The organism is Prevotella veroralis (assembly GCF_018127765.1).
Lineage (GTDB): Bacteria > Bacteroidota > Bacteroidia > Bacteroidales > Bacteroidaceae > Prevotella > Prevotella veroralis.
On sequence record NZ_CP072330.1, the window covers coordinates 502,934 to 528,145 of the forward strand.

The 25,212-nt window shown below is 42.5% G+C and carries 19 protein-coding genes, 1 tRNA gene and 1 pseudogene; 12 read left to right on the forward strand and 9 right to left on the reverse strand.

Annotated features, from left to right (window positions below; translation table 11 throughout):
* Positions 1-166: 166 nt before the first annotated feature.
* From J5A55_RS02035 to J5A55_RS02045, 3 genes are all read right to left on the reverse strand, one after another.
* The gene (locus tag J5A55_RS02035; protein ID WP_004382508.1) at positions 167-547 is read right to left on the reverse strand and encodes an endonuclease domain-containing protein; all 381 of its coding nucleotides are present in this window, start codon (positions 545-547) and stop codon (positions 167-169) included.
* A 164-nt stretch (positions 548-711) separates the two neighbouring features.
* Positions 712-1,935: a peptidase T gene (pepT, locus tag J5A55_RS02040; protein ID WP_004382509.1), complete on the reverse strand. Its 1,224-nt coding sequence runs from the start codon at positions 1,933-1,935 to the stop codon at positions 712-714.
* A gap of 86 nt (positions 1,936-2,021) precedes the next feature.
* Complete coding sequence (locus J5A55_RS02045; RefSeq protein WP_004382510.1) at positions 2,022-3,194, reverse strand: dicarboxylate/amino acid:cation symporter; 1,173 nt, start codon at positions 3,192-3,194, stop codon at positions 2,022-2,024.
* A gap of 790 nt (positions 3,195-3,984) precedes the next feature.
* On the opposite strand from J5A55_RS02045, the gene J5A55_RS02050 reads away from it, so the two are divergent.
* Both J5A55_RS02050 and J5A55_RS02055 read left to right on the forward strand, forming a co-directional pair.
* On the forward strand, positions 3,985-4,137 hold the full coding sequence (locus tag J5A55_RS02050) for a hypothetical protein (protein ID WP_211802934.1): 153 nt from the start codon (positions 3,985-3,987) through the stop codon (positions 4,135-4,137).
* 26 nt (positions 4,138-4,163) lie between these two features.
* On the forward strand, positions 4,164-5,741 hold the full coding sequence (locus J5A55_RS02055) for a hypothetical protein (protein WP_155813767.1): 1,578 nt from the start codon (positions 4,164-4,166) through the stop codon (positions 5,739-5,741).
* A 295-nt stretch (positions 5,742-6,036) separates the two neighbouring features.
* Here the strand turns inward: J5A55_RS02055 and J5A55_RS02060 are convergent.
* A pseudogene (locus tag J5A55_RS02060) lies at positions 6,037-7,199 on the reverse strand (IS256 family transposase).
* Positions 7,200-7,309: 110 nt separating this feature from the next.
* Here J5A55_RS02060 and J5A55_RS02065 point away from each other — a divergent pair.
* On the forward strand, positions 7,310-7,801 hold the full coding sequence (locus tag J5A55_RS02065) for an HU family DNA-binding protein (RefSeq protein ID WP_039850963.1): 492 nt from the start codon (positions 7,310-7,312) through the stop codon (positions 7,799-7,801).
* Positions 7,802-8,020: 219 nt separating this feature from the next.
* Here the strand turns inward: J5A55_RS02065 and J5A55_RS02070 are convergent, their stop codons facing one another.
* Positions 8,021-10,864, reverse strand: a complete 2,844-nt coding sequence (locus J5A55_RS02070) for a putative LPS assembly protein LptD (protein WP_004382520.1) — start codon at positions 10,862-10,864, stop codon at positions 8,021-8,023.
* Between the two features lie 313 nt (positions 10,865-11,177).
* Complete coding sequence (locus J5A55_RS02075; protein ID WP_004382522.1) at positions 11,178-12,992, reverse strand: DNA polymerase III subunit gamma/tau; 1,815 nt, start codon at positions 12,990-12,992, stop codon at positions 11,178-11,180.
* Positions 12,993-13,148: 156 nt separating this feature from the next.
* Here J5A55_RS02075 and J5A55_RS02080 point away from each other — a divergent pair, with 156 nt between their 5' ends.
* The 8 genes from J5A55_RS02080 (at position 13,149) to J5A55_RS02115 (ending at position 20,664) form a co-directional block, all read left to right on the forward strand.
* Positions 13,149-13,490, forward strand: a complete 342-nt coding sequence (locus tag J5A55_RS02080) for an FtsB family cell division protein (protein ID WP_004382523.1) — start codon at positions 13,149-13,151, stop codon at positions 13,488-13,490.
* Positions 13,474-13,908: a hypothetical protein gene (locus J5A55_RS02085; protein ID WP_004382524.1), complete on the forward strand. Its 435-nt coding sequence runs from the start codon at positions 13,474-13,476 to the stop codon at positions 13,906-13,908. Before J5A55_RS02080 ends, J5A55_RS02085 begins: the two co-directional genes overlap by 17 nt.
* 102 nt (positions 13,909-14,010) lie before the next feature.
* Entirely contained in the window at positions 14,011-14,865 is an 855-nt protein-coding gene (locus J5A55_RS02090) for a DUF4369 domain-containing protein (protein ID WP_004382525.1), read from the forward strand.
* Positions 14,866-15,060: 195 nt separating this feature from the next.
* Positions 15,061-16,410, forward strand: a complete 1,350-nt coding sequence (locus J5A55_RS02095) for a dihydroorotase (RefSeq protein ID WP_004382526.1) — start codon at positions 15,061-15,063, stop codon at positions 16,408-16,410.
* Between the two features lie 137 nt (positions 16,411-16,547).
* On the forward strand, positions 16,548-17,717 hold the full coding sequence (locus J5A55_RS02100) for a metallophosphoesterase (protein ID WP_004382528.1): 1,170 nt from the start codon (positions 16,548-16,550) through the stop codon (positions 17,715-17,717).
* A 43-nt stretch (positions 17,718-17,760) separates the two neighbouring features.
* Entirely contained in the window at positions 17,761-18,588 is an 828-nt protein-coding gene (locus J5A55_RS02105) for a lysophospholipid acyltransferase family protein (protein WP_039850966.1), read from the forward strand.
* A 76-nt stretch (positions 18,589-18,664) separates the two neighbouring features.
* Positions 18,665-19,405 carry a polyprenol monophosphomannose synthase gene (locus tag J5A55_RS02110; RefSeq protein WP_004382530.1) on the forward strand — a complete coding sequence of 247 codons (741 nt, stop codon included), beginning with the start codon at positions 18,665-18,667 and terminating at the stop codon, positions 19,403-19,405.
* A gap of 296 nt (positions 19,406-19,701) precedes the next feature.
* Entirely contained in the window at positions 19,702-20,664 is a 963-nt protein-coding gene (locus tag J5A55_RS02115; protein WP_004382532.1) for a hypothetical protein, read from the forward strand.
* A gap of 264 nt (positions 20,665-20,928) precedes the next feature.
* Here J5A55_RS02115 and J5A55_RS02120 read toward each other — a convergent pair.
* The 3 genes from J5A55_RS02120 to J5A55_RS02130 form a co-directional block, all read right to left on the reverse strand.
* Positions 20,929-21,002 (reverse strand) — tRNA-Arg (locus J5A55_RS02120).
* A gap of 176 nt (positions 21,003-21,178) precedes the next feature.
* Positions 21,179-22,063, reverse strand: a complete 885-nt coding sequence (locus J5A55_RS02125) for a carbon-nitrogen hydrolase (RefSeq protein ID WP_004382533.1) — start codon at positions 22,061-22,063, stop codon at positions 21,179-21,181.
* A 123-nt stretch (positions 22,064-22,186) separates the two neighbouring features.
* Complete coding sequence (locus J5A55_RS02130) at positions 22,187-23,260, reverse strand: agmatine deiminase family protein (protein WP_004382534.1); 1,074 nt, start codon at positions 23,258-23,260, stop codon at positions 22,187-22,189.
* A gap of 966 nt (positions 23,261-24,226) precedes the next feature.
* On the opposite strand from J5A55_RS02130, the gene J5A55_RS02135 reads away from it, so the two are divergent.
* Positions 24,227-25,120, forward strand: coding sequence for a Cbp1 family collagen-binding glycoprotein adhesin (locus J5A55_RS02135; RefSeq protein ID WP_004382535.1), 894 nt, complete (start codon positions 24,227-24,229; stop codon positions 25,118-25,120).
* The last annotated feature ends 92 nt before the right edge of the window (positions 25,121-25,212 follow it).

The window sequence follows — 25,212 nt, forward strand, 5'->3', positions numbered from 1 at the left end:
GAGACAGGAGTGTCTTTGCTCTCGTTATTGAGTATATTTGCTTTTAACGTTGAGCATATTTGCTTTCTTTATTAAGCATATTTGCTCACATCATAGGGTATATTTGCAGAGTTCCTTTACGCTTATTTGTTCTCTTCTTTAAGTTTATTTACTCTCTCCTTTAAACTCATTTGCTAGCATTTTCTAACTCTTCTGCAATTTTATCCAGCACCTCATCCAGTCGATTGAATACATCTTCATTAGTGAAGCGGATAACCCGATAGCCTTCTTTACTTAGCCATTCTGTGCGTTCCTTATCTATTTGTGGTTGCTCTCCAACCAAGTGGTATCCTCCATCTAACTCTATAATGAGGTTCTGCTTGAGGCATACAAAGTCGGGAATGTAGCCATATATTGGATGTTGTTGTCGGAAGTGAACTCCCATCCTATTACTTGCAAGATACTTCCAAAGAATCTTCTCTGCTTCAGTGGGGTTGTTCCTCATCCACCTCGCATGCTCAAGTAAAAGATAGTAAGTCGACGCATCTGTTGTTTCGTAGCGATTCATAGAATTTAGAAAGGTCTTTGTTCTAACCTTATCATCATAAGCAAGCTGATGATAGTGGTTTTATCTATTGTAAAAATATGTTCTTATTCTAATTGATATCTTACTCATGTCCCTTAGAACATCTCAATCCCCCCTCCCTTGGGGAGGGGAAGGGGGTGGGTATCTCAATCATTAAACTCCGCAGTCAACCTACAGATATTAATGATAACCTGCATGGCTTTCTCCATAACCTGTACCGATACAAACTCGTAAGGACCATGGAAGTTAACGCCACCAGCGAAGATGTTAGGGCAAGGCAAACCTTTGAAAGAAAGCTGTGCACCATCCGTACCGCCACGAATAGGTTGTACCTTTGGAGCAATGTTAGCCTGTTGCATGGCACGAAGGACTAGCTCTATGACGTGCATATTAGGGTCAATCTTCTCCTTCATGTTGTAGTATTGGTCGTTCATCTTTAGTTCGACAGTACCGGCACCATACTTCTCATTCATCTTCTTAACGCAGTTCTCAATGAAACGCTTGCGGTCTTCGAAGTGCTCGCGGTCATGGTCACGAATGATATAGCTTAACTTTGCCTCTTCACAACGGCTCTCTATGCCAATAAGGTGATAGAACCCTTGATAACCTTCAGTAGTCTCTGGGATTTCATCTGATGGGATCATCGCATTAAACTCACATGCTAGGCGACTCGCATTGACCATCTTTCCCTTAGCATAACCAGTGTGAACACTAACGCCATGAATTAATATCTTCACGCCTGCAGCATTGAAGTTCTCATATTCGAGTTCGCCTAGGTCACCACCATCAATCGTGTATCCCCATTCACACCCGAACTTCTCTACATCAAAGTGATGGGCACCCTTACCAATTTCCTCATCTGGATTGAAGCCTATGCGGATGTCTCCATGCTCAATCTCGTTGTGATCTCGCAAGAAACACATAGCCTGTACGATTTCTGCGATACCAGCCTTGTCGTCTGCACCCAGCAGTGTTGTACCATCAGTAATAATAAGATCTTCGCCCTTATGTTCCAATAGTTCTGGGAATTGACGTGGTGAACTAATCATGTTTGGGTTAAGTTGTATATCGCCACCATCGTAGTTCTTGATGACACGAGCCTTGATGTTTGCACCGCTAGCATCGAGTGCTGTATCGTAATGAGAAATGAATCCAATTGTTGGAACTTTCTTCTTCGTATTGGAAGGGAGTGTTGCATAGATATACCCCATATCGTCTATTTCAACATCCTTTAGCCCTTCACGCTCAAGCTCATCCTTGAGGTAGTTCGCAAAAATCAGTTGTTTGGGAGTACTCGGCACGGTCTCGGAATCTTCTGCCGATTGTGTGTCAAACTTCGTGTAGTTGATAAATCGTTCTACTATTTCCATGTTCTTACAGATATTTAATTGTCTTTCTTGCAAAGGTACAACATCTTTTTAAGATAGTCTAATGTGGTAATCTTTGCTATATATTTTTATAGTTTATTCTTTTTAAAGAGCTTATTAATAGCAATGGCAATTGCTCCATCACCTGTTACGTTACAGGCAGTACCGAAGCTATCCATCGCAATGTAAAGGGCAATCATCAATGCTTGTGCCTCGTCATTAAAGCCTAAGATGCTAGCTAATGGGGCTAATGCTGCCATGATAGCACCGCCTGGTACGCCCGGTGCAGCCACCATGATAATGGATAACATGAGTATGAAGTAAATGAATAAGCCCATACCATGTGGCAAACCTGTCAATAAACAGATGGTGAGCGCGCATGCGGTAATCTTCATCGCACTGCCACTGAGGTGGATTGTAGCACAAAGGGGAATGACGAAGCCTGCCACCTCTTTCCTTACGCCGGCTTTCTCTGTCTGTGCCAGCGTGACGGGTATCGTTGCTGCTGAAGAGCTTGTTCCCAATGCTGTGAGGTAAGCTGGTAACATATTCCATAGTAATCGGAACGGGTTCTGCTTAGTAAGGGCTCCAGCAATGCAGAACTCATAAATGAGGATAAGAACATGCAGAACAAGGATGACAATGATAATCTGTGAGAACACTAATAGCACCTGTCTTGCCTGTCCGTTATGGGTCATATTGAGGAAAACACCGAATATATAATAAGGTAGGAGAGGGATGATAGCCTTTTCAATCACCTTTTCTATAATGTGTTTAAACTCATTAAAGACATTCTCCAACGTGCGAAGTCCGCCATAAGCAATACCTAAACCTACGATGAAAGAGAATACCAACCCACTCATTACATCAACCATTGCTGGGATGCTGATAGTAAAGTAAGGGGCTAACTCTGTCGCCTTATCTATATGGGGCATACTTCCTCCTGTTGAGGCAATCATTGATGGGAATAACCATGAGCCCGTCCCGTATGATAAACTACCAGCAACGATAGTATCAACGTATGCTATCACAACTGTTGCTAATAGCATTTTACCTGCTCCCTTACCAATTCCTGCAATCGCAGGAGTCACGAGTCCTATAATAATCAATGGAATCATGAAGCCAAGGAATTGGCTAAAAATGCCGTTAAACGTGAGGAATACTCTTACTGCGGGGGCTGGGAGGAAATAGCCCAAAGCAATACCTAATAGGATTGCAATAATCACTCTTGGCAAGAGTCCGATTCTTCTTTTCTTCTCCATATCGTACTTGTATGTTAGTAATAGTTTATAATTAAGGAATAAAAGCTAGTTGCAAAGATAGACATTTATATTTTATTTTTCATGTTTCAGTCCCTTATTTTCTTTAGACATAATGGCATATTCTTTTAGACAAAGTAACGTGAGCGTTAGTAACATATTCTTTAGACATAATACAGAGAGACATATTCTTTTAATGACATATCCTTTGAGCCATCTTTATTATATTGTAAACACTTGATAAACACCCTATCCATTAGCCAGCAAATCCCCTGCAAACAGTACTATTCACTCCCCTCTCCATTCGGAGAGGGGTCGGGGGTGAGGCTGGTTGGGTTGATTGTCGAGGCTTCTTTTTCCCTATTTTATTTGGCTAGTTAATTTATTCTTCTTACCTTTGCCGCCGTGAAACAATTAGCAATGACATATCAAGTGAATGAAGTACTGCAAAGAATTATCAGATACTTTGCATCTTTTAGCACTATTTGTTTGGCTAATTCAAATAATTTGCTAACACACACACACACACACACACACACAATACATCTACACACTCTTTTATTAATACGTGCGTGTGTAAAGATAATAAATCTTTCTAGAGAAAGAACTTTGTCTTATCTTCTTTTGCGACTACATAATATTACTTGTTCGCAAACGAAGGTCAGATATGGTATTTGTATTTTCCAATCAGGCGACAGTGCTTCGCAGGATTTTTATTCACTATATTAATCATTATTTAATTCATTAAGCTATGCAAAAGTTTCAATTAGAGAGAAGATTTTATGTTCAGCCTATGTGCAGAGCTTTTCATGTAGAAGCAGAGAGTTCTTTAATGGCGGGATCTCCATTCCAAGGAGGTGCAGGTCATGCTGGTAGTGGTGGTTATGTACCTGCCAAGCAAGGTACATTCGTTGAAGAGGAAGAAGGATCGAATCTTGAACATTAATCCTAGAAAGAATGAAATTAGAGTATATGAAATTATTATTCCCCTTGGCTATAGCTTTGGTGCTGACCGTGAGCTGTGGAAATGACGATTCGCTTACAGAGCAGGGCAATCGATCAGAGAATACAGTGACCCGCTTCGTAGCCAAGGCGTCGCCTATCACGCGAACTTCTGGGAAGTATGACGGAGCAGGAGGCTTGGATTTTTGTTGGAATGAGAATGATAGGCTTTGGCTTTGTAATCCAGATGCCATGCCACATTGGATTCGCAACCATCAGGGCTATAGTGGATCAGGCTTTGTTCCAGCAGGGGACTGTGCCTCGTCAGTCTCATTCTATTTCCCTGGGGCACTCACACGGGAAGAGTACAGTGTTCGTTACACTGGTGAGAGCGATTCTCCAGATAAAGTTATGATCCAATCTCACCAGTCACAGCAAAAGCCCAATAATGCCACGCAGCTAGGTGTTGCTGGCGATTGTGGTGTAGCTATAGCTAAACGCCTACCTACAGGTACCTATTCGTTTAATATTGCTCATAAGTCGGCTTATGCTACATTCCTTGCATATTCAGCTCAAGGTGTAGCTGCTAATTCGCGTCTGACGAAGATCAGGGTGAAAGCCAATCAGGCGATTGCTGGAGAGTTTAAACTCAACGATTCTGGGTTGGACTTGAATAACCGCCCTGTTGCATCTGTTGCCAATCGCACGATTGAACTTGCGTTGGGAGGAAGCGGAACTGACTTTACACTTCCCTCTTCACCTGACCCAAGCGTCAATGCTGCGACTATGGTTCTCGCTCCTGGTAAGTACAATATCACAGTCGAGTACACACTGACAGATCTTAGTACTCACCAAAGTACCGTTATTACACGGAACTATTCAAATCTTGAATTTGAGGCTGGCTTGAACAAGACTTTTCTTGTAAGTTTTGATATGCCTATTTTCTATAAGGGGCTTTACTATATGTGGGATGCACGTCAGCACTATTGGTTCGGCTTCGATACTGTTCAACCTACTACTAAAGGCAATACCAACGGGAACTACCCGCACGACAAAGCCTCTGCCTCTGTTCGCTGGTATAACGATGTGGAAGGCTATGATTGGTATTATGGGTTCCCCGCAGTGAGTGCATCTAACAGTTGTGCTGATTGCCCCAATGTCAACGAGCTTGCATGGTATGCCCTCAAGGGAGATCCACATTGGGACGACACCACTCGCTGGTACATTCTAGGGCATGCTTATACTGGTGGCATTTGGCTGAAGAAACAAACTGTAATTGCATCTGAGAACGGAGTCAGCCTATCAGCACTGCGCAACACAGCACCCGACGGGAAAGATCTCACTCATAAGACATCATTCCCTGGTTATGACAATTGGAATTTGAAGAAAGGGCATCCCTCTGATATAAGCCACTACTTCTTTATTCCAGCAATGGGCAACTACTTCAATGGGAAATTCCAAGACATTGGTTTCCATGGTGCCGTGTGGTCAAGCACTCCAGCACCAGCTGGCAACAATGGAGCCTATGGGCTGGGATTTTGGCATGGTAGCGTACGCGTGCTCAATTACAACCGTAACCTCGGCTATCCACTGCTCAAGCGGCAATAAAACAAGTATATTGTGAGTACACAAGAGTTTCATGACATAAATCTAAATCACAGGCGGTCAGCTCTGACCGCCTAACTATAAACAATAATTATTAATATGCTGAGGAGTGGAATTGGAAGCTGAACTTAGCAAAGCCCGTGCCAAAGTAGTTGTAAAAGAGATGGCTACGGTAGTAGGACCCGTGGGGCACGGATTGTACTTCCGTGTCCCACGAAAGTACATTTCGTCGATGTTAACAATTACGGTAGTGTCCTAAGAAGTGTGTAAGTTCTTTCTTCTTTTCTTTGTATCTTATTCATTTTTCTTTCTTTTGTTTCCAGAATTTCCATTGATAAATTTTTCTTGCATATGTTGTTTTTGTTTCTTGCATTGCAACACTTGCAAGTAGGAAAAGCACAGACTTACTTGTAGGCATTGATGTCCTCATTTTTATGGTTCTCTTATATTTTCTATTAAGTCTTTCAATCCAGTTAGTCGTATATTGCACCTTTGCACTTGCACAGGGAAGTCCATATATGTAAAGTAAGCGATGTCTCGCTCGGCTTTATACTTTTTCAATATTGGGTATTTCTTTTCCCATTTGGCTACAAAAGTAATAAATTGTTCATATCCCAACAAAGATTTCATCTCTTTGTCTTCTAAAGCAAAGACCTCATTGAGTTCTTCTGCTATCTGCGGTTTATCTTTATGTGAGACACAATTTAGTATTTGTCGCTTAATATGAGCTACGCAAAACTGATGAGATGCCTGGGGGAAAGCTGCACAAACAGCATTCTGTATTCCTTGAAGTGCATCAGATACTACTAAGTCTATTTGAGTAACTCCTCGCTCTTTCAACATTTCAAGCTCTTCCTTCCAGCATATAGCCCCTTCAGTGGGATGATTGACTACACTTAACACCTCTCGGCTTCCATCTTCCAATACTCCTAAAATGGTATAATAAGCCTCTTTAGAAACCTGTTTGTCCCTACGAGTGGCAATGAAAGTAGCATCATCGATATAAACAGCCAAATAATGAGAAGAAAGCGAGCGGTTGAGCCATTGATTAACGTCTTCACGGCAACTGGTACTTAAATAAGAAACTTGCTGTTTGCTATAAGTGCGTCCATAAATGGTTTCAGATATTTCACCTATCTGCTCAGTGGTAAGACCTTTGGTGTAAAGAAGGTTGAACAACTTTGCACGTTCTTCACTTTCACTACGAATTAAGCCTAAAAGAACAGGATAGAAATTACCACTGCGACTGCGTGGAATACGAAGAGAAAACTCAAAACCAAGACTGTACCAACGACGAGAACGAAAGTCATTACATTGTTCATGGGCATTCTCGTTGACAAATAAATCACGTTCATGTTTCATAAGAGAATTCATGACTAAAGACTGAAGAGTAACAAAACCCTCGCTACTACTTGTGTAATTTGAAAGGATTTCCGAAATTTGTAATTGTGTAAGTTCCATTGTTTCTTTATTTAATTGTTTCCAAATACAAAGATAAGAAAAAAGGAGCTTACACACTTTTTTTAAGACAGTACCACAATTACGCTTTAAAGATTAACAATCTTTTATCAATGAGATTTTATAAGAAAATCAAAATGAATGTGAACGGCAAATGGTATGCAGAGTCCGTTCTAGTGATGAGTCCAGTTTCAACCGAGCAGGTTGCAAAACGTATTGCCGCCGAGTCGACAGTTAGCCCTGCCGATGTGCGCGCTGTGTTGACAGCCCTAGGCGGTGTAATGGGTGATTATATGTCGCAGGGTCGCTCGGTGAAGCTTGATGGTGTAGGCTCGTTCTATTTTACAGCAGTGACAAGTAAAAATGGCGTAGACAAACCTGAAGACGTAAACGCAACTCTGATTCGTGGTGTGCGTGTTCGCTTTATTCCTGAAACCCGCTATCGTGGTGCTGGTAAGGGTCGCGTTTCCACTCGTGGCTTGTCAGATGTGGATATTGAGTGGGAAGAGTGGAAAGGAAAAGAGAAAGAAAGCCCCAACCCCAAGCCCAAACCCAAACCGAAAGAAAAGGAGAATAAGGAAGAGGGAGGACCAGTGGTAGGATAGAAAGCCTCCCCAAAAGAAGCCTCCCCAAGCCCCTCCGAGGGAGGGGATGTGCCTACGGAGGCTAGTTCGGATAAGCTGGTGAAATGCCACAAAGTAAGGACAGACGAGAGCGTCTGTCCTTATTTATTTCAGTAAGATGAATCATCGTTTTGGGCTTTGAATGATGAGTTAGTGAATCTCTTATGACATCTGCAACAGATGTTCCTAATCAAATAGAAATTAATACCATTGTATGGCTCTGTTGATTCCACTACGCTTATCATACTTCAAGGCATCCGTTAGTGTTGATGCATTACAACGGAAAGTAAAGTTGTAAGAGGTGTAAGGTGCTAATACAACTGACGCACTCATATTGAAGCAGTGAAGGTCGCGAGACAGACTAGCTGTCGTCATACTCATGGCGTGATTCTCGAAATCATAGCCACTAGAGAAGTTGATGTTCCATCCGTCACTGATACGAATATTCCCTGATACATTCAATGTCTGTGTGAACTTATAAGGGTAACGCATGGTCTTAGTATTGAACTTTCCACCCGTATTCTCACGCATTGTGATACCATAACCAATGGTTAACGACCAAGGCATATTGAATCTCATGTAACCGTTCTCATCTGTTTCTGCGATGTTACCGCGCTTCTTCTTGGCTGCATATTTACCTTTTTCGAGGTCGTCATCCATGTTCGATTCGATGTTGGTGTCTGGTCCATCGCTTCCTTCTGACACCTTGTTATCGTCCTTATCATCCTTATGTCCGAACCACTTACGCAACTTCTCTGAGTTAAGAGTGAATGAGAAGTTCTGCGACATACCCAGGAATCGAGGTAAGCGACCATATCCCCATTCTGTGTGGTTACCAACGTATGGTTTGCCACTAGCGTCTAACTCGTATGCATAAGTAGCGAATTGGGCATTCATAGAGAATGTGTAATTCTTCCACCACTTCAATCGGAGACGTACACTTAGGTCACTCCAGCGATGGAAGTTGGTTGCTGCATTGTAAGACATCGTCGCTCCCAACTCATCAATGAGACTAATCTTCTTGAATCCAGTAGAGTCCTTGTCACTCTTGATCTTCATCTCCAGATTGTTGCTAACGTCCCATGAAATCATCTCCGTTTTGGTCTTTCCTGGTACGCTATAAAGCTCCTCTTGGTAAGGAGAATACTCAACGAGTTTCACGTTACCGCCCGCATCCGTGTACTGGTAACTATCGTAGTAACCATAATGACGAGAGCCGAAGTTAGGCGAATAAGAGAATGAGATTTGAGGGGTGATGACGTGTCGGATCGCTTGGATCTTATCGCCAAACAGCTTACGACTAGGTTTCCAGAAACCATATAACTTCGTACTTGCTCCAACGCTCATACTCCAATTATAAATATTGTGGAAACCGTATGTTGTATCTTTCACCTCCGTCTGATGGATTGCATCCCACGAGCGATTCACCTTCTTTGAATACATTCGGTCAACGAAATTGAACGATGGCGTGACGTTGATATAATTAAATAAGGTGAAGTTAGCCTGTACTGGTATCGTATGTTGGAAGCCGTTCCGCCAGTCCTTAAAGAGGTTCGAGTGTAATAGTTTATCCTCGTTAGTTGTGATCGAGTTAGATAACTGTCCAGTATAGCTCATAGATACCTTCTCATACCAACGCTCCTTACCCACAGCATGCTTCCGCTTGAATGGATAGAAGCGACTTAGGCTGATATTCAAGTCAGGGAGGGTCATTTGTATGGTGTTATCACGCATGTTCTGCGATAGGTTCGTGGTAGCACTTAGCGACAAGCCTATGCTTGAGAAAGTTGTACTCCAGCTAACAGAAGAAGTACGAGTAGACTGTGTTAAGGTCTGTGGGTTGTATAAGCTATTGAGGTTGTTACGCTCATAACTTGACGTAGCAAAGTTCACGCTGGCAGCAAGAGAGCTGTATGGATTTGCTTTCGGATCCTGTCTATGGTTCCATTGAATCTTAAAGCTCTCCTGTTCGGAGTAGTCTGGTAAGCCCTTATCACCCGTCTTTGAATCTTGATAACTAAACAGGAACGAACCCGAATAACGATAACGTTTGCGGTAGTTGCTGGCTGCTGATAGTCCCCAAGAGCCTTTGGTGTAAATTTCCCCCAATAGTTTTAAGTCCCACTTATCGCTTATTGCGAAGTAATAACCACCATCGCGGAGATAGAAACCACGATCCATTTCATCACCATAGCTCGGCATAATGAAGCCACTGGAGTATTTCTTTGAGAAAGGGAAGAAGCCATAAGGGATGGCTAAAGGCAATGGAATGTCAGCTACCACAAGATAGGCAGGACCGAAGACAACGTCTTTTCCTGGTCGAACCTTGGCTCTTGAGAGTGCAATATAGAAGTCTGGATGAGGGTCATCACACGTTGTATAGCGTCCATGTTGTAAGTATATCACCCCAGAAGAGTCTCTTTTGCCCACCTCACCACTAAGGAAACCATCCTGTTGTGCGGTATATACACCTTTAATCAAGCCTTTCTTTGATTTGAAGTTGAATGCCATTGTGTCACTCTTGTACTCATCTTTGCCCATAGTAAAGAGTGGCTTCCCCTTGATTCCACCCTCTTCTGTTGAGTCGGGAGTACCCGTTGCACGCACCAAACTGCTGTCGAGGTTCATAAACACCTTATCGCTCGCCAGCTTCATATTCTCATAATCAACCTTAGAACCGCCGTATAAGTAAGCAGTTCCCGTGCTGGCATCATAGACCAAAGAGTCCTGTGCGGAATAAGTAACAGGAGAGTTGATACCATTCGAGCGTAGTCTCATCATACTATCAGCCTTGATAGAGTCGTCGATGACCTTATTATGATGGTAGATAGCCAGCTGAAGAGAGTCCATCTTCGTGGTATCCTGCGTGTCTTCTTTAATCTCCTTGCGATCGTTACCCACGTTGCCTTTAAGCAAGCTGTCCACTACGATAACGTTACCCTTAACCTTCTTAGCCTTCTTCGGTTGTGGAACTGGCATGCGAACACTTGCCATCGCGCATACGATGACGAACGATAGTAGGAGTATAATGCTCTTATTTCTCATTGCCTAATACCGTGCAAAAGTACTGAAATAATGGTGAATTCAAATATCATTACGCTATTTTAACGTTTCAGTCGTTCGGTCTTTTAAGACGCTATTTATATTAGTTAATTATGTTACTTTAGCCTTTCTCTTAGCCTGTTGATTGTTAGTCAGAATTGAAGAGGTGCTTTCCTTTATTTGAGAAGGGCGTTCCTTCACATTGAAGAAAGCCTCTCTTCAATGGCAAGAAAGGCTCTCTTTCTTTTCAGTCTTTTATTATCTTTTACCCTAATAGGATTTTCCTTTGATAGAACGGAGTATCTGTAAGACAATTCTAAGCCAGATCTAAGCCTAAAGCCTCAATGAGTTTCGATACAGGGCGATTCTCTTTTTTGAGTTTCTCAAGCTCTTGATGAGGTGTAAGCATTGGCTTGATCTCCTCCTGCTTGGCAAGTCTGATGTCCACTTCAAGCTGTCCATTGTGCAGATACTTCGCCAATGTAGCTCGGATTCGAGCCTTGATAGGCAGCAACTCATTGAGTTGGATGTTGTTTTCAGCAAGTATCTGAATATTCGGGAAAGCTGTTATTGTAGGGGTGATATTGCCCATGCGCTGTGCAAGAGCTTGCATCCCGTTAGGCATACGTTTGCACATTGCACGCCATTGTACGATGAGCTCTTGTTGAGAAAACTCCTCTTTCTCCTCTTTATTAGTTACTTCTGGTTCGTTGGTGTTAGCTTTCTTTCGTTCTTCTCCTTTGAGTAAGTTGCTGACCGAAAGCCCCATTCCTCCTAAGTTAATTGATGTGGGTAAACCATGGGCGACGACAGCTGTGCCGCTCTGATTGGCTGTTGATTCTTCGGAAGAGCTGTTGGAAGAGGGTGCAATGGCTACAGGTGCCTTGTTGTCAGTTGACTTGTGAGACGCCTCATGATGATGTTTAAGGCTCCCAACCACCTGCTGAGTTGGTTTCTGTTGAGCCTTTATAATAAGATTCTTAAACAGGGATTTTAATCGTTTAGGGCTACGCCCCGAGGCTGGGACATCATCGTCCTTCTGTGTTATCTGCGCTACTTGGATGAGCGTGAGTTCAACGAGTAAACGCTTATTAGAGCTTTGTCGATATTCAACATCACATCGGTTCATAATCTTCAAAGCGTTGTATAGGAAGAGAGTAGGGCACTTCTGTGCCTGCTCTTGGTATCGTTTGCGTTGTTGATCGCTAACCTCTAACAATGGAAGAGTTTGTGCATCCTTTGCCATCAATACATTGCGAACGTGCGAAGCAAGTCCGTTGATGAGGTGACCACCATCAAATCCTTTGTTAATAACATTGTTCAAAAGGACCATAATGTCGCTTACCTTATTCTCAAGAGCAAGATTGATGATGTTGAAATAATTGTCTTCATCAAGCACATTGAGGTCTTCTATTACCTTTTGGTAGGTGATATTGCCTTGCGAGAAACTTGCAGCTTGATCAAAGATAGAGAGTGCATCACGCATACCACCATCTGCTTTCTCTGCGATGATATTGAGAGCTTGCTCCTCATATTGTATGTTCTCTTTCTCAGCAACAGCTTTTAAGTGGTTGATGATATTAGGAACTGTCATGCGTTCAAAGTCATAGATCTGGCAACGAGACAATATGGTTGGTAAGATCTTATGCTTTTCAGTGGTCGCAAGGATGAAGATTACGTGTGCAGGAGGCTCCTCCAAGGTCTTGAGAAACGCGTTAAAGGCAGCTGTTGATAACATGTGAACTTCATCAATGATAAACACTTTGTAGCGTCCAACCTGTGGTGGAATGCGGGTCTGCTCCATAAGTGTTTTGATGTTCTCAACCGAGTTGTTACTTGCTGCATCAAGCTCAAATATGTTGTAACTACGCCCTTCGGTGAATGCTTTACAGCTCTCACATTCGTTGCAGGCTTCGCCTTCTTTGGTGGGATGCTCGCAGTTGATAGCCTTTGCAAAGATACGTGCACAGGTCGTTTTACCCACTCCCCGCGGTCCACAAAAGAGATAGGCATGAGCCAATTTGCCACTTTTTACAGCATTCTTCAGCGTGGTTGTCAATGCCTGTTGACCAACGACAGAATCGAAGGACATCGGTCGATACTTGCGCGCCGAGACGATATATTCATCCATAAGTCATATTTTCTAATTCGTAATGCAAAGGTAATAAAAGTTGAGAAAAGACTATGTTAGACCCGAGTTATTAAATTGTTAATTTGCTAAAAATCTGTTTGCTACATGCCAACATGTGCAATCTTTTCCTTACTTTTGCACAAAATTGAATTATAAGTGAGCAAGATTACTGGACATATACTTGGCTTTCTAAGTCGGTTCAAGTTTCATATTGTTATCCTCTTAGGCGTCCTCATCGTTGGAGTCTTGGATGAGAATAGCTTTATGAAGCGCATAGAATATGCCTACCAAATTGATGATTTGAAAGCAGAAATCCAAAAGTATGATAGGCAATACCAGCATGATACCCAACAACTAAAGGACTTAAAGCGTGACCCGAAAGCGATTGCTCGCATCGCAAGGGAGCGTTATTTCATGAAGGCGGATGATGAAGATATCTTCGTTCTAAGCGATGATGAACAGCCTGATAATACCCAAAAGTATGAGACAACTGAGTAAACTTGAATCAATAATATATCTTCTTGGTGGAATGACGATGGTTGCAGGTGCTGGGCTGTATGCTTTCTTTATTGCCCAGAGCATTGCATGTTGGGTAATGCTTGTCGGTGCGCTCACTTTCGTCTTAATGCAGTCACGCCAACGATATGAGGGCACCTCGCAGGCTATTCGTCGCTTGCGTAAGATAATGACTATTGCTGGCTTGGGCTTTATCATTGCTGGACTCTTTATGGTGGAGGATTCTTATATGTTCCTTCGGCCAGTATTCTCTAATACAGCAGAGGGTTACACTACTTACGTAAACATCTTTCATCACAACTGGGTGATACTCCTTTTAATCTCAGCAATCTTAGAGATGTACACGTCACATCGTATTAGTTATGAGCTAAAAAAGGAACTTAACGAGGCAAGTAACTAAAAAAGTCTAAAAGAGGAATAGATAGTTTTAATTTGAATAAAAATGTTTCTTGGCATCAATTATACATTGTACTTTTGTCAAAACGGAACCATTTAATGACCTATGAATAAAGTTCTTTACGCACTTTTAACGCTTATCACTTGCACTTCTTGTGGAAGTTCTTTCAATATACAAGGCACTTCTAACGTCTCAAGTTTAGATGGTCGGAAGCTCTATCTCAAGGTGGATAAGGCAGACTCGTTGGTTAACGTGGATTCATGTGACGTCGTTCATGGACAGTTCTCATTCCATGGAACGATTGATTCAGTTAGGGTTGCGCAGGTGTTTATGGATGATATTAACCTCCAATTCCCCGTTGTTATTGAAGGTGGAGATATAGTAGTTAAGTTGGACAACACCCAACAGCGCGTTAGTGGAACACCATTGAATGATAGGTTAAATGACTTCTGGACGAAGTTTACTCAACTACGAAATCAATACGGAGAGATTGATCATGAGGAGAGTGCGGCGATACTGAATGGACATGACGAAGCGACTATCAACGCTCAACTTATTAAGAAGGCATTGGGCGTCTATGCGAAGAGTGATAAGCTATTCACCAAGTTTGTGACTGAAAACTTTGATAACGTGTTAGGTCCGTGGTGCTTTATGACACGCATATCATACGATACTACGTCTGATGCCTACCCTGTTTGGATGAATGATTATATGTATGCTAATGCTGTTAATCAACTGCCTTCTTGGGTCGAGTTCATCATGGCTAAGGCTACAGATAACTTTAAGAACAATCCCGAGATAAAGTCTTTTTATGCTGAATTCTTGCAGGCTCAGAAGGAAATGAATGGTATGGCTGAACCTGCAAATGCACCGATGAACGATGCGCCAGGTACTACGCCAAATGCTTCAATGGCTCCTCCTACACCAGCAGAGATGGCAGGTGACTCTATTCCAAAGTAATTATCACAATGATGATAACGGAGTATCACAATAGTGATAATCGCGTATCACAATAGTGATAATGGAGTATCACAATAGTGATAACGAATGATTGCAGTTGTGGAGAGTGCTTTGAGTATTAGAGATAGATGGTTCGGAAGACCCAATAGAAGATTACTTTATTCCCAACGAAACCCCTAAAACATTTATAATTATATGCGGAGACTTATTCAAGGCGGTACGATCGTCAACGAAGGTCGAAGTTTTCTCGGCTCAATAATCATAGAGGATGATAGTATCAAAGATATTATTAAGGGTAATCTAACAGCCCGTGGCACATTTGACGAGGTAGTCGATGCCACGGGATGTTTCGTCTTGCCAGGTGTTATTGATAGTCATGTCCACTTCCGTGAACCAGGGCTTACAGAGAAGGCAGACCTCGAGAGCGAGAGTAGGGCAGCTGCTTTCGGTGGTGTGACATCCTATTTTGATATGCCGAATACCAATCCCCAGACCACAACTATAGTGGCATTGGAAGATAAGTGGGCGCGTGCTGCGAAGTCAAGTCACGTTAACTATAGTTTCTTCTTTGGTGCCACGAATACGAATAGTAAGTTATTTGGGCAATTAGACATCCACACTATTCCTGGAATAAAGCTCTTTATGGGGGCTTCAACGGGGAATATGCTGGTAGACCAACGCGATTCCTTAGAGGCAACCTTTCGTGTTGCAGCCTCTTTGGGGCTTCCTGTTATGACGCATTGTGAGGACTCTGGTATCATAAATCAGAATATGAAGGCAGCTAAAGAACGTTTTGGAGAAGACCCAGACATTACCCATCATTGGGAAATCCGCAGTGAGGAGGCTTGCTGGCAGTCGTCTTGTTTGGCGGTGGAACTCGCTCGGAAGTATAAGACACAATTACATATTGCACATATATCTACGGCTAAAGAACTTTCATTAGCAGGTCATCCAGAAGATGAGGGGCGCATAACTCTTGAAGCAGTGATTGCCCACATCATCTTTTCCAACGAAGATTATCTTACGAAAGGCGCACTAATCAAATGCAATCCATCCGTTAAGACCCCAGCTGATCGTGCTGCTATTCAACAAGCACTCATGTCTGGTCGTATTACAACGATCGGTACAGACCATGCTCCCCACCTCCTTTCTCAAAAGCAAGGAGGCTGTGCCAAGGCAGCTTCGGGTATGCCCATGATTCAGTTCTCACTCGTTTCTATGTTGGAACTGGTGGATGATGGAGTTCTAACCATCGAACGACTGGTTGAGTTAATGGCGCATGCTCCAGCGCAACTGTTCGATATTGACAAACGAGGTTACCTACGAAAAGGCTACAAGGCAGATGTTACGATCGTTCAACCACATCAATCATGGACAGTAGACGAAGCGTGCATACAGAGTAAATGTAAGTGGAGTCCGATGATGGGACACACGTTTCAATGGAAGGTAATACACACTTTCTGCAATGGACACCACCTATTGAATAATGGCAAGTTAGACACAACAACGAGAGGGGAGAGGCTCTCCTTCCGTACTGCAAGATAGTAGAGAATATGAATGAAAGCAAGCTCGTTACTTTGTTTAGGTAAGATTGATGAGGAGCAACAACGTGACTATGCGCACTGGCGAGGGCTTCCTATGGAGAAAGTAAGGATCTTTTTAAGTGCCAATCTACTAAAGACATGATAGCAAGAATTGTTATATACCTTATCTTAATGATAGTTCTTTCGGATCTGTACATCGATATACACTATTTCCGAAAGCGTTATCACGTGACTTGGTGGCAGCGTCTTCTATGGTGGATACCCTGCATTGGTATGGTTGTCTACACCTGTTTATTGGCTTCCATACGCAACTTTGCACCTGCAGACCTTACTTGGTTGAACACCTATCTCTTCCTCCTTGGAATGTTTGTAGTGCCCAAGACTGTTTTTGCAATTGCCTCGTTCTTCGGTTGGATAATGCGTAAGTATATCACACATACGCATCGCAACTGGGGACATTACATAGGAGTTCTATTGGGCGTAGGTGCTTTTGGTGTTTATGTCTATGGGCTTACAGCTGGCGTATCAGCAATAAAAGTGAACCACATCGACCTATCTTTTAAGAATCTACCCGCCTCCTTCGATGGCTATCGGATAGTACATGTATCTGATTTGCACCTCGGAACCTTTGAAGGATGGCGTGAGAAGATATTGAAGGCAGAGATGGATAGCATAGAAAAGCAGCATGCTAACCTTATTTGTTTTACTGGTGACATACAGAATATGCGCCCACAAGAAGTGGAGGCAATGCTATCGGTTATTCGTAAACCGATGTCGCATACTATCTCAGTGTTGGGTAATCATGACTATACAGAGTATATCGTAGGGAATAAGAAAGAGAAGATTGCACAAGAGATGAGGCTTGTCAAGGATGAAGAAAAGGGCTTGGGCTGGACGCTCTTGCGTAATCAACACACGATAATAAGGTCACCTAAGGGAGAGCAGATATATATATGCGGTACAGAGAACGATGGGAAGCCACCGTTCCCCAACTATTCTGATTATCAGAAGGCGACCGCAGGGATTCCTAAAGGAGCATTTGTTATCATGTTGCAACATGACCCTTCTGCCTGGAAGCGTTCAATCTTGCCTCAAACGACAGCCCAACTAACGCTCTCTGGGCACACTCATGGCGGACAAATGCAGCTCTTGGGATGGCGACCGACAAGCCTCCGACAGCATGAAGACCATGGACTCTACGAGCAAGACGGGCGTTATCTCTATGTGACAGCGGGGCTTGGCGGACTCGTTCCTTTCCGTCTCAACATGCCAAACGAAGTAACGGTAATAACGCTGCATACGAAGTAATAACGAGTAACAAACAATAAAAGAAAGCAAAAAGAATTATCTTATGAGCAATACGACAGCACAACGACACCCAAAACACACTATCCATCACCCCTCCTTCTTGGCGTTGATGGGAACACTCCTGTACGATCTCTATACATTGTGCATAGTACTTCCTCTTTTCATTCTTGCCTCTATTCTCACAGCCTTAATAACGACGATTGGCTGTCGATTAGGCAATGGGCATTTCTGGGGATACTATCCTGGGAAGTGGTGGTCATGGTTTACTATCCGCTTACTACTCCTCCCTGTAAAGGTAGAAGGGCGTGAACACTTAGACTCCAAACAGAGTTATGTCTTTGTTAGTAACCATCAAGGAGCATTCGACATCTTCCTTATCTATGGCTTTCTTGGGCGTAACTTCAAGTGGATGATGAAGAAGGCTATCCGCAAGATACCGCTCATTGGACTTGCATGTGAGCAGGCTCACCACATCTTTGTGGATAAGAGTGGGGCGAGCAAGATAAAGAAGACATACGATGAAGCACGTGAGACGCTACGCGAGGGGATGTCAGTAGTGGTGTTCCCAGAGGGTGCGCGCAGCTTTACCGGTCACATGGCTCACTTCCGTCGAGGAGCTTTTATGCTTGCTGATGAGTTGCAATTACCAGTCTGCCCGATAACTATTAATGGTTCATTTGACGTTATGCCACGTACAAAAGATTGGAACTTCCCTGTATGGAACAGGCTTCGTCTGACCATTCACGAGCCTATTCAACCCAAAGGAAAAGGTGTAGAGTTTGAGAAGCAAACCATGGTTGAGGCGTATAAAGCCGTGATGTCTGGACTGGATGATAAGTATCAAGGGTTTATTGAGAATCCCGATCAATAAGAAGTGAATAGTGGTTTTTATTCGATTATTTGCTTCATTCAGATAAATATACTACTTTTGCACAAAAACAAAACCTATGACAAGCGATAGTATAGTAATCATACCGACCTATAACGAAAAGGAGAATATAGAGAAGATCATACGTGCCGTCTTCAAGTTGGAGAAGTTCTTTCATATCTTAGTGATTGATGATGGAAGTCCTGATGGTACTGCCCAAATAGTTCATCGATTGATGAACAGCGAATGTTCTGATCGATTATTTATTATCGAACGAACTGGTAAACTGGGGCTTGGAACGGCGTATATTACAGGCTTTAAGTGGGCTTTGGAGCATGGTTATGACTATATTTTTGAGATGGACGCCGACTTTAGTCACGATCCAAACGACCTCCCTCGTCTTTATGCAGCGACGCATGATGAAGGCTATGATGTCGCAGTTGGATCACGTTATGTTAGTGGGGTGAATGTTGTTAATTGGCCTATTGGGCGCGTGTTGATGAGTTATTTTGCAAGTAAATACGTACAGATTGTGACGGGATTCCATGTTCATGACACCACAGCAGGCTTTGTTTGCTATCGTAGAAAGGTATTGGAAACAATCCCATTAGATGATATTAGGTTTAAAGGATATGCTTTCCAAATAGAGATGAAGTACACCTCTTACAAGATAGGATTTAAGATTAAAGAGGTTCCAGTCATCTTTGTTAATCGTCGTGAAGGCGTTAGTAAGATGAGTGGTGGTATATTCTCTGAAGCCTTCTTCGGTGTTATGCGCCTCCGTCTTGATGGATGGTTTAAGAAGTACCCAAAGGCTTAATCGTGATAAGATAAGCCCCACGCAATCTCCCCAAAAGGGGAAGAAACACCTCGCAGAACACATGTTTGCAGGATAGGAGGGGACAGGTTGATGTGTAACGAAGTACTGCTTCGTTAGCAACGAACAAGATACTGCACACAAAGAGACGCTCTCTTGCATGAGAGGAGGGCGTTTCCTTGATATGAGAAGAGCCTCTCCTTAATGCAAGGAGAGGCTCTCTTCGATTCGAGAGGGGCATCTACTTATTCTTGACCAACTATTAGTATCAAGTGTTTTACCACTTAATTAATCAGCGTATGATAGCAGTTATAACCTTTTTGCTCGCTTTTCTTCTCCTTAGCATAGGCTTTCTACTAAGTTATCATAAGGAGGTTACTAATCCGGAAGATGCTTATAAGCGGGATTGGAAAGGCTTCTTTTGGTCATCTCTACGCATGATGTCATTAGCAGTTGTTACGTTGTTTCTATTCTTCGTCATGCTTTGCTTTGTTGGTGAAGACGACCCTGATGATAATCTGAGTTGGATAGTTTGGTTTATTGTCGTCACATGGTTTCTGTCGATTCCTGTGTTTGTTATTTATGTTATATCCGTTGTTCAGGTTATTGTTCATCGTGAGTTATATATAAATAAGGTGTTTCTTGGATTACACATCATCAATCTCTTGCAAGTAATATGTGTATTGATTTTGGCTATTCTGCCACAGAAAAGTTGTACACCTGAGGCGATGGAAACTGATTATAAGGCGCATCAAACAGAGATAAGACGTTTGATTGCAGTTACAAAAGGTTGGTTGCCGGATAGTACAGGGTTCTCCGTGGAGTATTCGAATAGTGGAGAGATTACGGACTGGGGCGTTAACTCGAAGGTAGATGTAAACTTTGAGCCAGACAACGGGGTCACTGATAACGTAAAGAATCGGGAGTTAAAGAAGATAGGACTTAGTGTTGAGCGCCTAGATTCCATCCGTTTTGCACTGCGGGAGATGGATTATCGAGGTTTAAACATTGGTAATAATAATGGGTATGGGGACTGCACAGAGATAGAATATGGGCGCAAAGGGCAAGATGTCTTTTATTATCAATTATATGACAAGCCCCTCACTGACTCGTTAATCAGCGAACTTAATAATCTACCTAGCTTCGTTGTCTTCAATCGACGAGTGGTATTTTGTTGTATGGAAAACTCTCTCGATACCCCTCACTTTCCTGGGAAAGAAGCCTATTTGACGCAGAGAAGCAAACAGGAAAAGGCTAAATAATAATCATGTTCGGTTGCTTGTCTTTGGGAGATGAGCTTTAATTGTAATATAAATGACCTAATGCAGGCTTTTAAGAGGGAATGTTAATCATAATAAAACACATATCCTTTGATAATTGTCCATTATGCTACTAAGATGCTTGAAATGATACGTATGTGTCATTTCTATCAATCCTATGTGCTACTTTTCGTGCCTGATAATTGCCGTTTAAATAACATAAAGCGGAAGTTCCGATAGATAATGGAACTTCCGCTTTATATGTTGTGACTCCGTTGGGATTCAAACCCAAGACCTTCAGAACCGGAATCTGACGCTCTATTCAGCTAAGCTACGGAGCCTAATAGTGCTGCAAAGGTACGGTAAAGTTTAGATAATTCCAAATGAAGCTGGAGCCTACATAGATGGATTTAGATTTTTTATAGGTTTATGAATGGGCTTTCGTCATGTAAAAGCTTTATCACAAAACTATCCCTAAATGAGCTTTCTTCTCATCCTTTAGCAGCTACTAATCATATTAATCAATAAATCGCTTCGTAATCGCTTTGTATTCATCTATCCTGCGATCGCGCAAGAATGGCCACCAACGACGCACCTGTTCACTATGGTCTAAGTCGATGTTAAGGATGACACTCTCCTCTTCGTTATCGTTCGCACGATAGAGTAGTTCGCCCTGTGAACCAGCCACGAAGCTACTGCCCCAGAACTGAATACCACCCGTCTGCTGGCTTGGATCTGCCTCATGTCCTACTCGGTTGACGGCAACGACAGGTAGTCCATTGGCTACAGCATGCCCTCGCATTACCGTTGTCCACGCCTCGCGCTGTCGCTGTTGTTCCTCTTCTGTATCACTACTTTCATAGCCGATAGCAGTGGGATAGATGAGGAGTTCTGCTCCTTGTAACGCCATTAAGCGGGCAGCCTCGGGGTACCATTGATCCCAGCATACCAATACTCCCAAGCGTCCCACGCTCGTGTCAATAGGGTGGAAGCCGAGATCTCCAGGTGTGAAATAGAACTTTTCGTAGTAAGCAGGGTCGTCCGGAATGTGCATCTTACGGTATTTCCCAGCTATCGTTCCGTCTTTCTCAATGACGACAGCCGTGTTGTGATATAGTCCGGCAGCCCGTTTTTCAAAGAGGGAAGTAACGATTACAATGCCTAAATCGCGTGCCAACTCACCATAGAAGCCCGTTGAAGGACCGGGGATGGTCTCGGCAAGATCGAAGTTGTTTACGTCCTCCGTCTGACAGAAGTACAGTGAGTTGTGCAACTCTTGTAGTACAACTAGTTCGGCACCCCTTTGTGCGAGGTCAGTGATACGTTCTGCCAGTCGTTCTATGTTGTTTTTCATATCCGCAACATTATGTTGTTGCACGATACCAATCTTTAGTTCTCTCATCTATTAATATGTTTTCCAACTTGTCCGAAGCGTGAAATAGCTTGCTTCGGAGCGGTTGGGATTGTTTTTAAAGTTAATATTATGCAGTGGGATAAATACTTTCTCAATGTCTTTTCTCTTCTGTTAAAGAGCAGGGGAAAGCGGTAGTTGCATTGTTAAACAGTGTATTGAACCATGCTGTCGGATGATAGTTCTGCTGTCAATACCTATTATCTCCCTGTCTGGGAACGCCCTTTGTATCTGCTCTATAGCCTCTCTGTCCTTCTGCGGTTGGTTATATGTGGGCACGAGTACAGCCCCGTTGATGATAAGGAAGTTCGCATGAGTGGCAGGGAGTCGCTCGCCATCATCATAGATAGCATTGGGCATGGGCAGAGGGAGTAGGTGATAAGGCTTCCCCTCTGAAGTCCTTAAGCCCTGTAACTGCTCCTCCAAATGATGGAAGTCAGCATAGTGCTCGTCTTGTGGATCGTCACACCTTATATATAATAAGGTGTCATTTGGTGCAATACGAACGATAGTATCAATGTGTCCATCAGTATCATCTCCTGCCAATTTACCATGATCCAACCATACTACATGTTCAATGTTAGGGAAGAACGAACGCAACTTCTCGTCTATATCCTCCTTACTTAATGGCTGGTTGCGATGGGGAGCCATGAGACAACCAGTCGTTGTGAAGAGGGTGTGCTTACCGTCACTTTCAATCGAACCTCCCTCTATAACGAAATCCTTGTGAGGTTCAAGTGTACCTTCGAAAAGCCCTGCTTCATAAACTTGCTGGTTGATTCTATTATCCTTATCAGCGGCAAACTTTTCCCCCCAACCATTGAAACAGAAGTCGAGTAGGGCGTTGGTTTGCCCCTTTCCATTCGATTCCTTGTTAGGAACAAGTGTGATAGGAGCGACATCACGAGCCCATGTGTCATTGTTGTCGCAAGCGAAGAGAGTTACTTGATTCATCTGTTCTTTTGTGAGATGTTCAGTCAGTAAACGGCGCACTAAATCCGTGTCTCTTGCAGTAATAAGCAATTCTTCGTGTCGAGTGATCGCATCAGCCATTTGGAGATAAACCTCTGTTATCTCCTTTAAATAAGGTCGCCAATCGGTGTCCTCGTGTGGCCATATCAGCATGATAGCCCTTTGTGGCTCCCATTCCGCAGGCAATCTGAAACCGTGGAGTTTGTTCGTGTTCATGTTGCAAAGGTAAGAAAAGAAAACGTGATAGGCGTTCTTGCAGGTGTATTTTTTACTTGCCTATGACGCACACCATGGGTTAGGTGCGGTGTAGAATATGCTTGATTTATATCAATAGAGAGGCTTGATGTAAGTCAATCATAGCGTTTGATATGTATCAAGAGGTTTGATAGACGTCAATTAAAACCTGTTTTTTGCGGTTAAATGAGCCTATTCTTTGTGTGTAGAGCTAAACAGCACTAACTTTGCAACCACGAACAAGACATAAGAGATGTCTCTTCAAGGTAATAAGATTACCATTAAGAAGGCTTCAATCTCAGTAGGTAAACACAAGGTAAAAGATTGTTTAACAGGTAAAAAGAAAGGAAACACGTTATGAAAAAGAGTATTAAGAAATCATCCATGGCGCGCAAGTTCCTCCATTACATGATTAATGTTATCAGTGAGTATAACGAGGGACGCGCTACTTGTCTGGCATAATGCCAGCTCTAATTAATAAGAGTTTTGTAGCTACAAAAGAATAAAGAAAATTTGAGAGAGAATTATAGAAGAGTCGAACTGAGGTCTGTTAAGGATCTCGGTTCGATTTTTTTGTTGCCTTAAAGTTATCTTTTACCTATTGTAGATCTACTTCCCTTTGTAGCAAAACATGTTCATTTGAATAATAGAGTATTGTTAGTAATACCTGAAAAGAGGTTTGCCTAACTAAGAAAATAGACTAAAAATAAGAGGTGAACAGCTTAAAGTCAATGTAAAAATAATCTATTTTTCGGTGTAAAAAAGCATTTGGAGTATTATAGATAAGGGTTAGCTCTATAATAGAAGCGTATCGGAAAGATAATAGAAAAGCGTGTTAAGGTGGTAAGATGATATCATCTGTTTTCCTTTTTATTAGGATTTTTAATATATTACTGATGGTTTGTTGATATAAAAAAAGTATCTTTGCAGCGATATTTATTTGCATAGATGAAACGAATTAAAATAACTTCTCTGATTGTTTTTGCTGGTCTCGTCGCATGTACTTCATGTGAGGATGTGAAGCGTCCAGCACCGAAACGAGAGGCAATCAATGTCACTCCCCCGTCAAGAGAGAACGAGGCTATCAGTCAACTGACGGCTTCGATAGACGAAATATCGGATAATTTGGATCTTATCTCATCGCAAGAGGCAATGCTATGTAAGACCACTGAACATGCGAATAAGAAGTCTAAAATCATCCAGCAGATTAAGGGTCTCGGTACGTTGTTGGCAGAGAAACAGAAGCAAATAGATAAGTTGTTGAGTGAAAAGAATAAGCAGACTGAAGTCTCATCAGATAAGAGTGGCACTATAGAAAAGCTCTATAAGATGATAGAGTTCCTCGCTTCTCAGTTGAAGGAAAAGGGTGCTCGTATGGCTGAATTAGAGGCTGTTGCCAATAGAAAGGACGTTAGTGTCGATCAGTTGAAGTATATCGTTCTGAATCAATCTAACAGTGTTGATGCTTTGCGCTACAAGTTTGATATGTCTGTAGCAGAGGACAATAAGCCGAGAGTAAAGGCGGTGAAGCATGAGGAACAACCGAAGGATGTTTTTTATATCATAGCTGATAAGCAGACACTGAAGGATAAGGGATTATTGAAGACGACGCTTTTCTCTAAAAAGATAAATAACAATAATATCACAGAAGAGAATTTCGTCAAGGGTAATCGGAACGAGTTAACAACATTGACGATTAAGTCGACATCTCCTAAGATATTGTCTCCAAATCCAGAGTCAAGTTATAGATTGACAACGAATGAAGATGGTACAACAACGCTTACCATTACTAATGCGGATAAGTTCTGGAATGTATCTCGTTACTTGATCATACAGGAGTAAGAACCCAGGAGATTGTTTGGCGGATGACTGAAGGATAAGGAGCGCCACTCGTGTAAAGGTCTAAAATAACGAAAGGTAAGAGTTGCGAATGT

Coding starts and splice junctions, on each gene's coding strand:
- J5A55_RS02105 (WP_039850966.1), top strand. CDS start 17,761: ATGAGCAATACGACAGCACAACGACACCCAAAACACACTATCCATCAC.
- J5A55_RS02085 (WP_004382524.1), top strand. CDS start 13,474: ATGAGACAACTGAGTAAACTTGAATCAATAATATATCTTCTTGGTGGA.
- J5A55_RS02035 (WP_004382508.1), bottom strand. CDS start 547: ATGAATCGCTACGAAACAACAGATGCGTCGACTTACTATCTTTTACTT.
- J5A55_RS02070 (WP_004382520.1), bottom strand. CDS start 10,864: ATGAGAAATAAGAGCATTATACTCCTACTATCGTTCGTCATCGTATGC.
- J5A55_RS02100 (WP_004382528.1), top strand. CDS start 16,548: ATGATAGCAAGAATTGTTATATACCTTATCTTAATGATAGTTCTTTCG.
- J5A55_RS02045 (WP_004382510.1), bottom strand. CDS start 3,194: ATGGAGAAGAAAAGAAGAATCGGACTCTTGCCAAGAGTGATTATTGCA.
- J5A55_RS02130 (WP_004382534.1), bottom strand. CDS start 23,260: ATGAACACGAACAAACTCCACGGTTTCAGATTGCCTGCGGAATGGGAG.
- J5A55_RS02125 (WP_004382533.1), bottom strand. CDS start 22,063: ATGAGAGAACTAAAGATTGGTATCGTGCAACAACATAATGTTGCGGAT.
- J5A55_RS02135 (WP_004382535.1), top strand. CDS start 24,227: ATGAAACGAATTAAAATAACTTCTCTGATTGTTTTTGCTGGTCTCGTC.
- J5A55_RS02090 (WP_004382525.1), top strand. CDS start 14,011: ATGAATAAAGTTCTTTACGCACTTTTAACGCTTATCACTTGCACTTCT.
- J5A55_RS02065 (WP_039850963.1), top strand. CDS start 7,310: ATGAGATTTTATAAGAAAATCAAAATGAATGTGAACGGCAAATGGTAT.
- J5A55_RS02075 (WP_004382522.1), bottom strand. CDS start 12,992: ATGGATGAATATATCGTCTCGGCGCGCAAGTATCGACCGATGTCCTTC.
- J5A55_RS02115 (WP_004382532.1), top strand. CDS start 19,702: ATGATAGCAGTTATAACCTTTTTGCTCGCTTTTCTTCTCCTTAGCATA.
- J5A55_RS02055 (WP_155813767.1), top strand. CDS start 4,164: ATGAAATTATTATTCCCCTTGGCTATAGCTTTGGTGCTGACCGTGAGC.
- pepT (WP_004382509.1), bottom strand. CDS start 1,935: ATGGAAATAGTAGAACGATTTATCAACTACACGAAGTTTGACACACAA.
- J5A55_RS02095 (WP_004382526.1), top strand. CDS start 15,061: ATGCGGAGACTTATTCAAGGCGGTACGATCGTCAACGAAGGTCGAAGT.
- J5A55_RS02050 (WP_211802934.1), top strand. CDS start 3,985: ATGTGCAGAGCTTTTCATGTAGAAGCAGAGAGTTCTTTAATGGCGGGA.
- J5A55_RS02110 (WP_004382530.1), top strand. CDS start 18,665: ATGACAAGCGATAGTATAGTAATCATACCGACCTATAACGAAAAGGAG.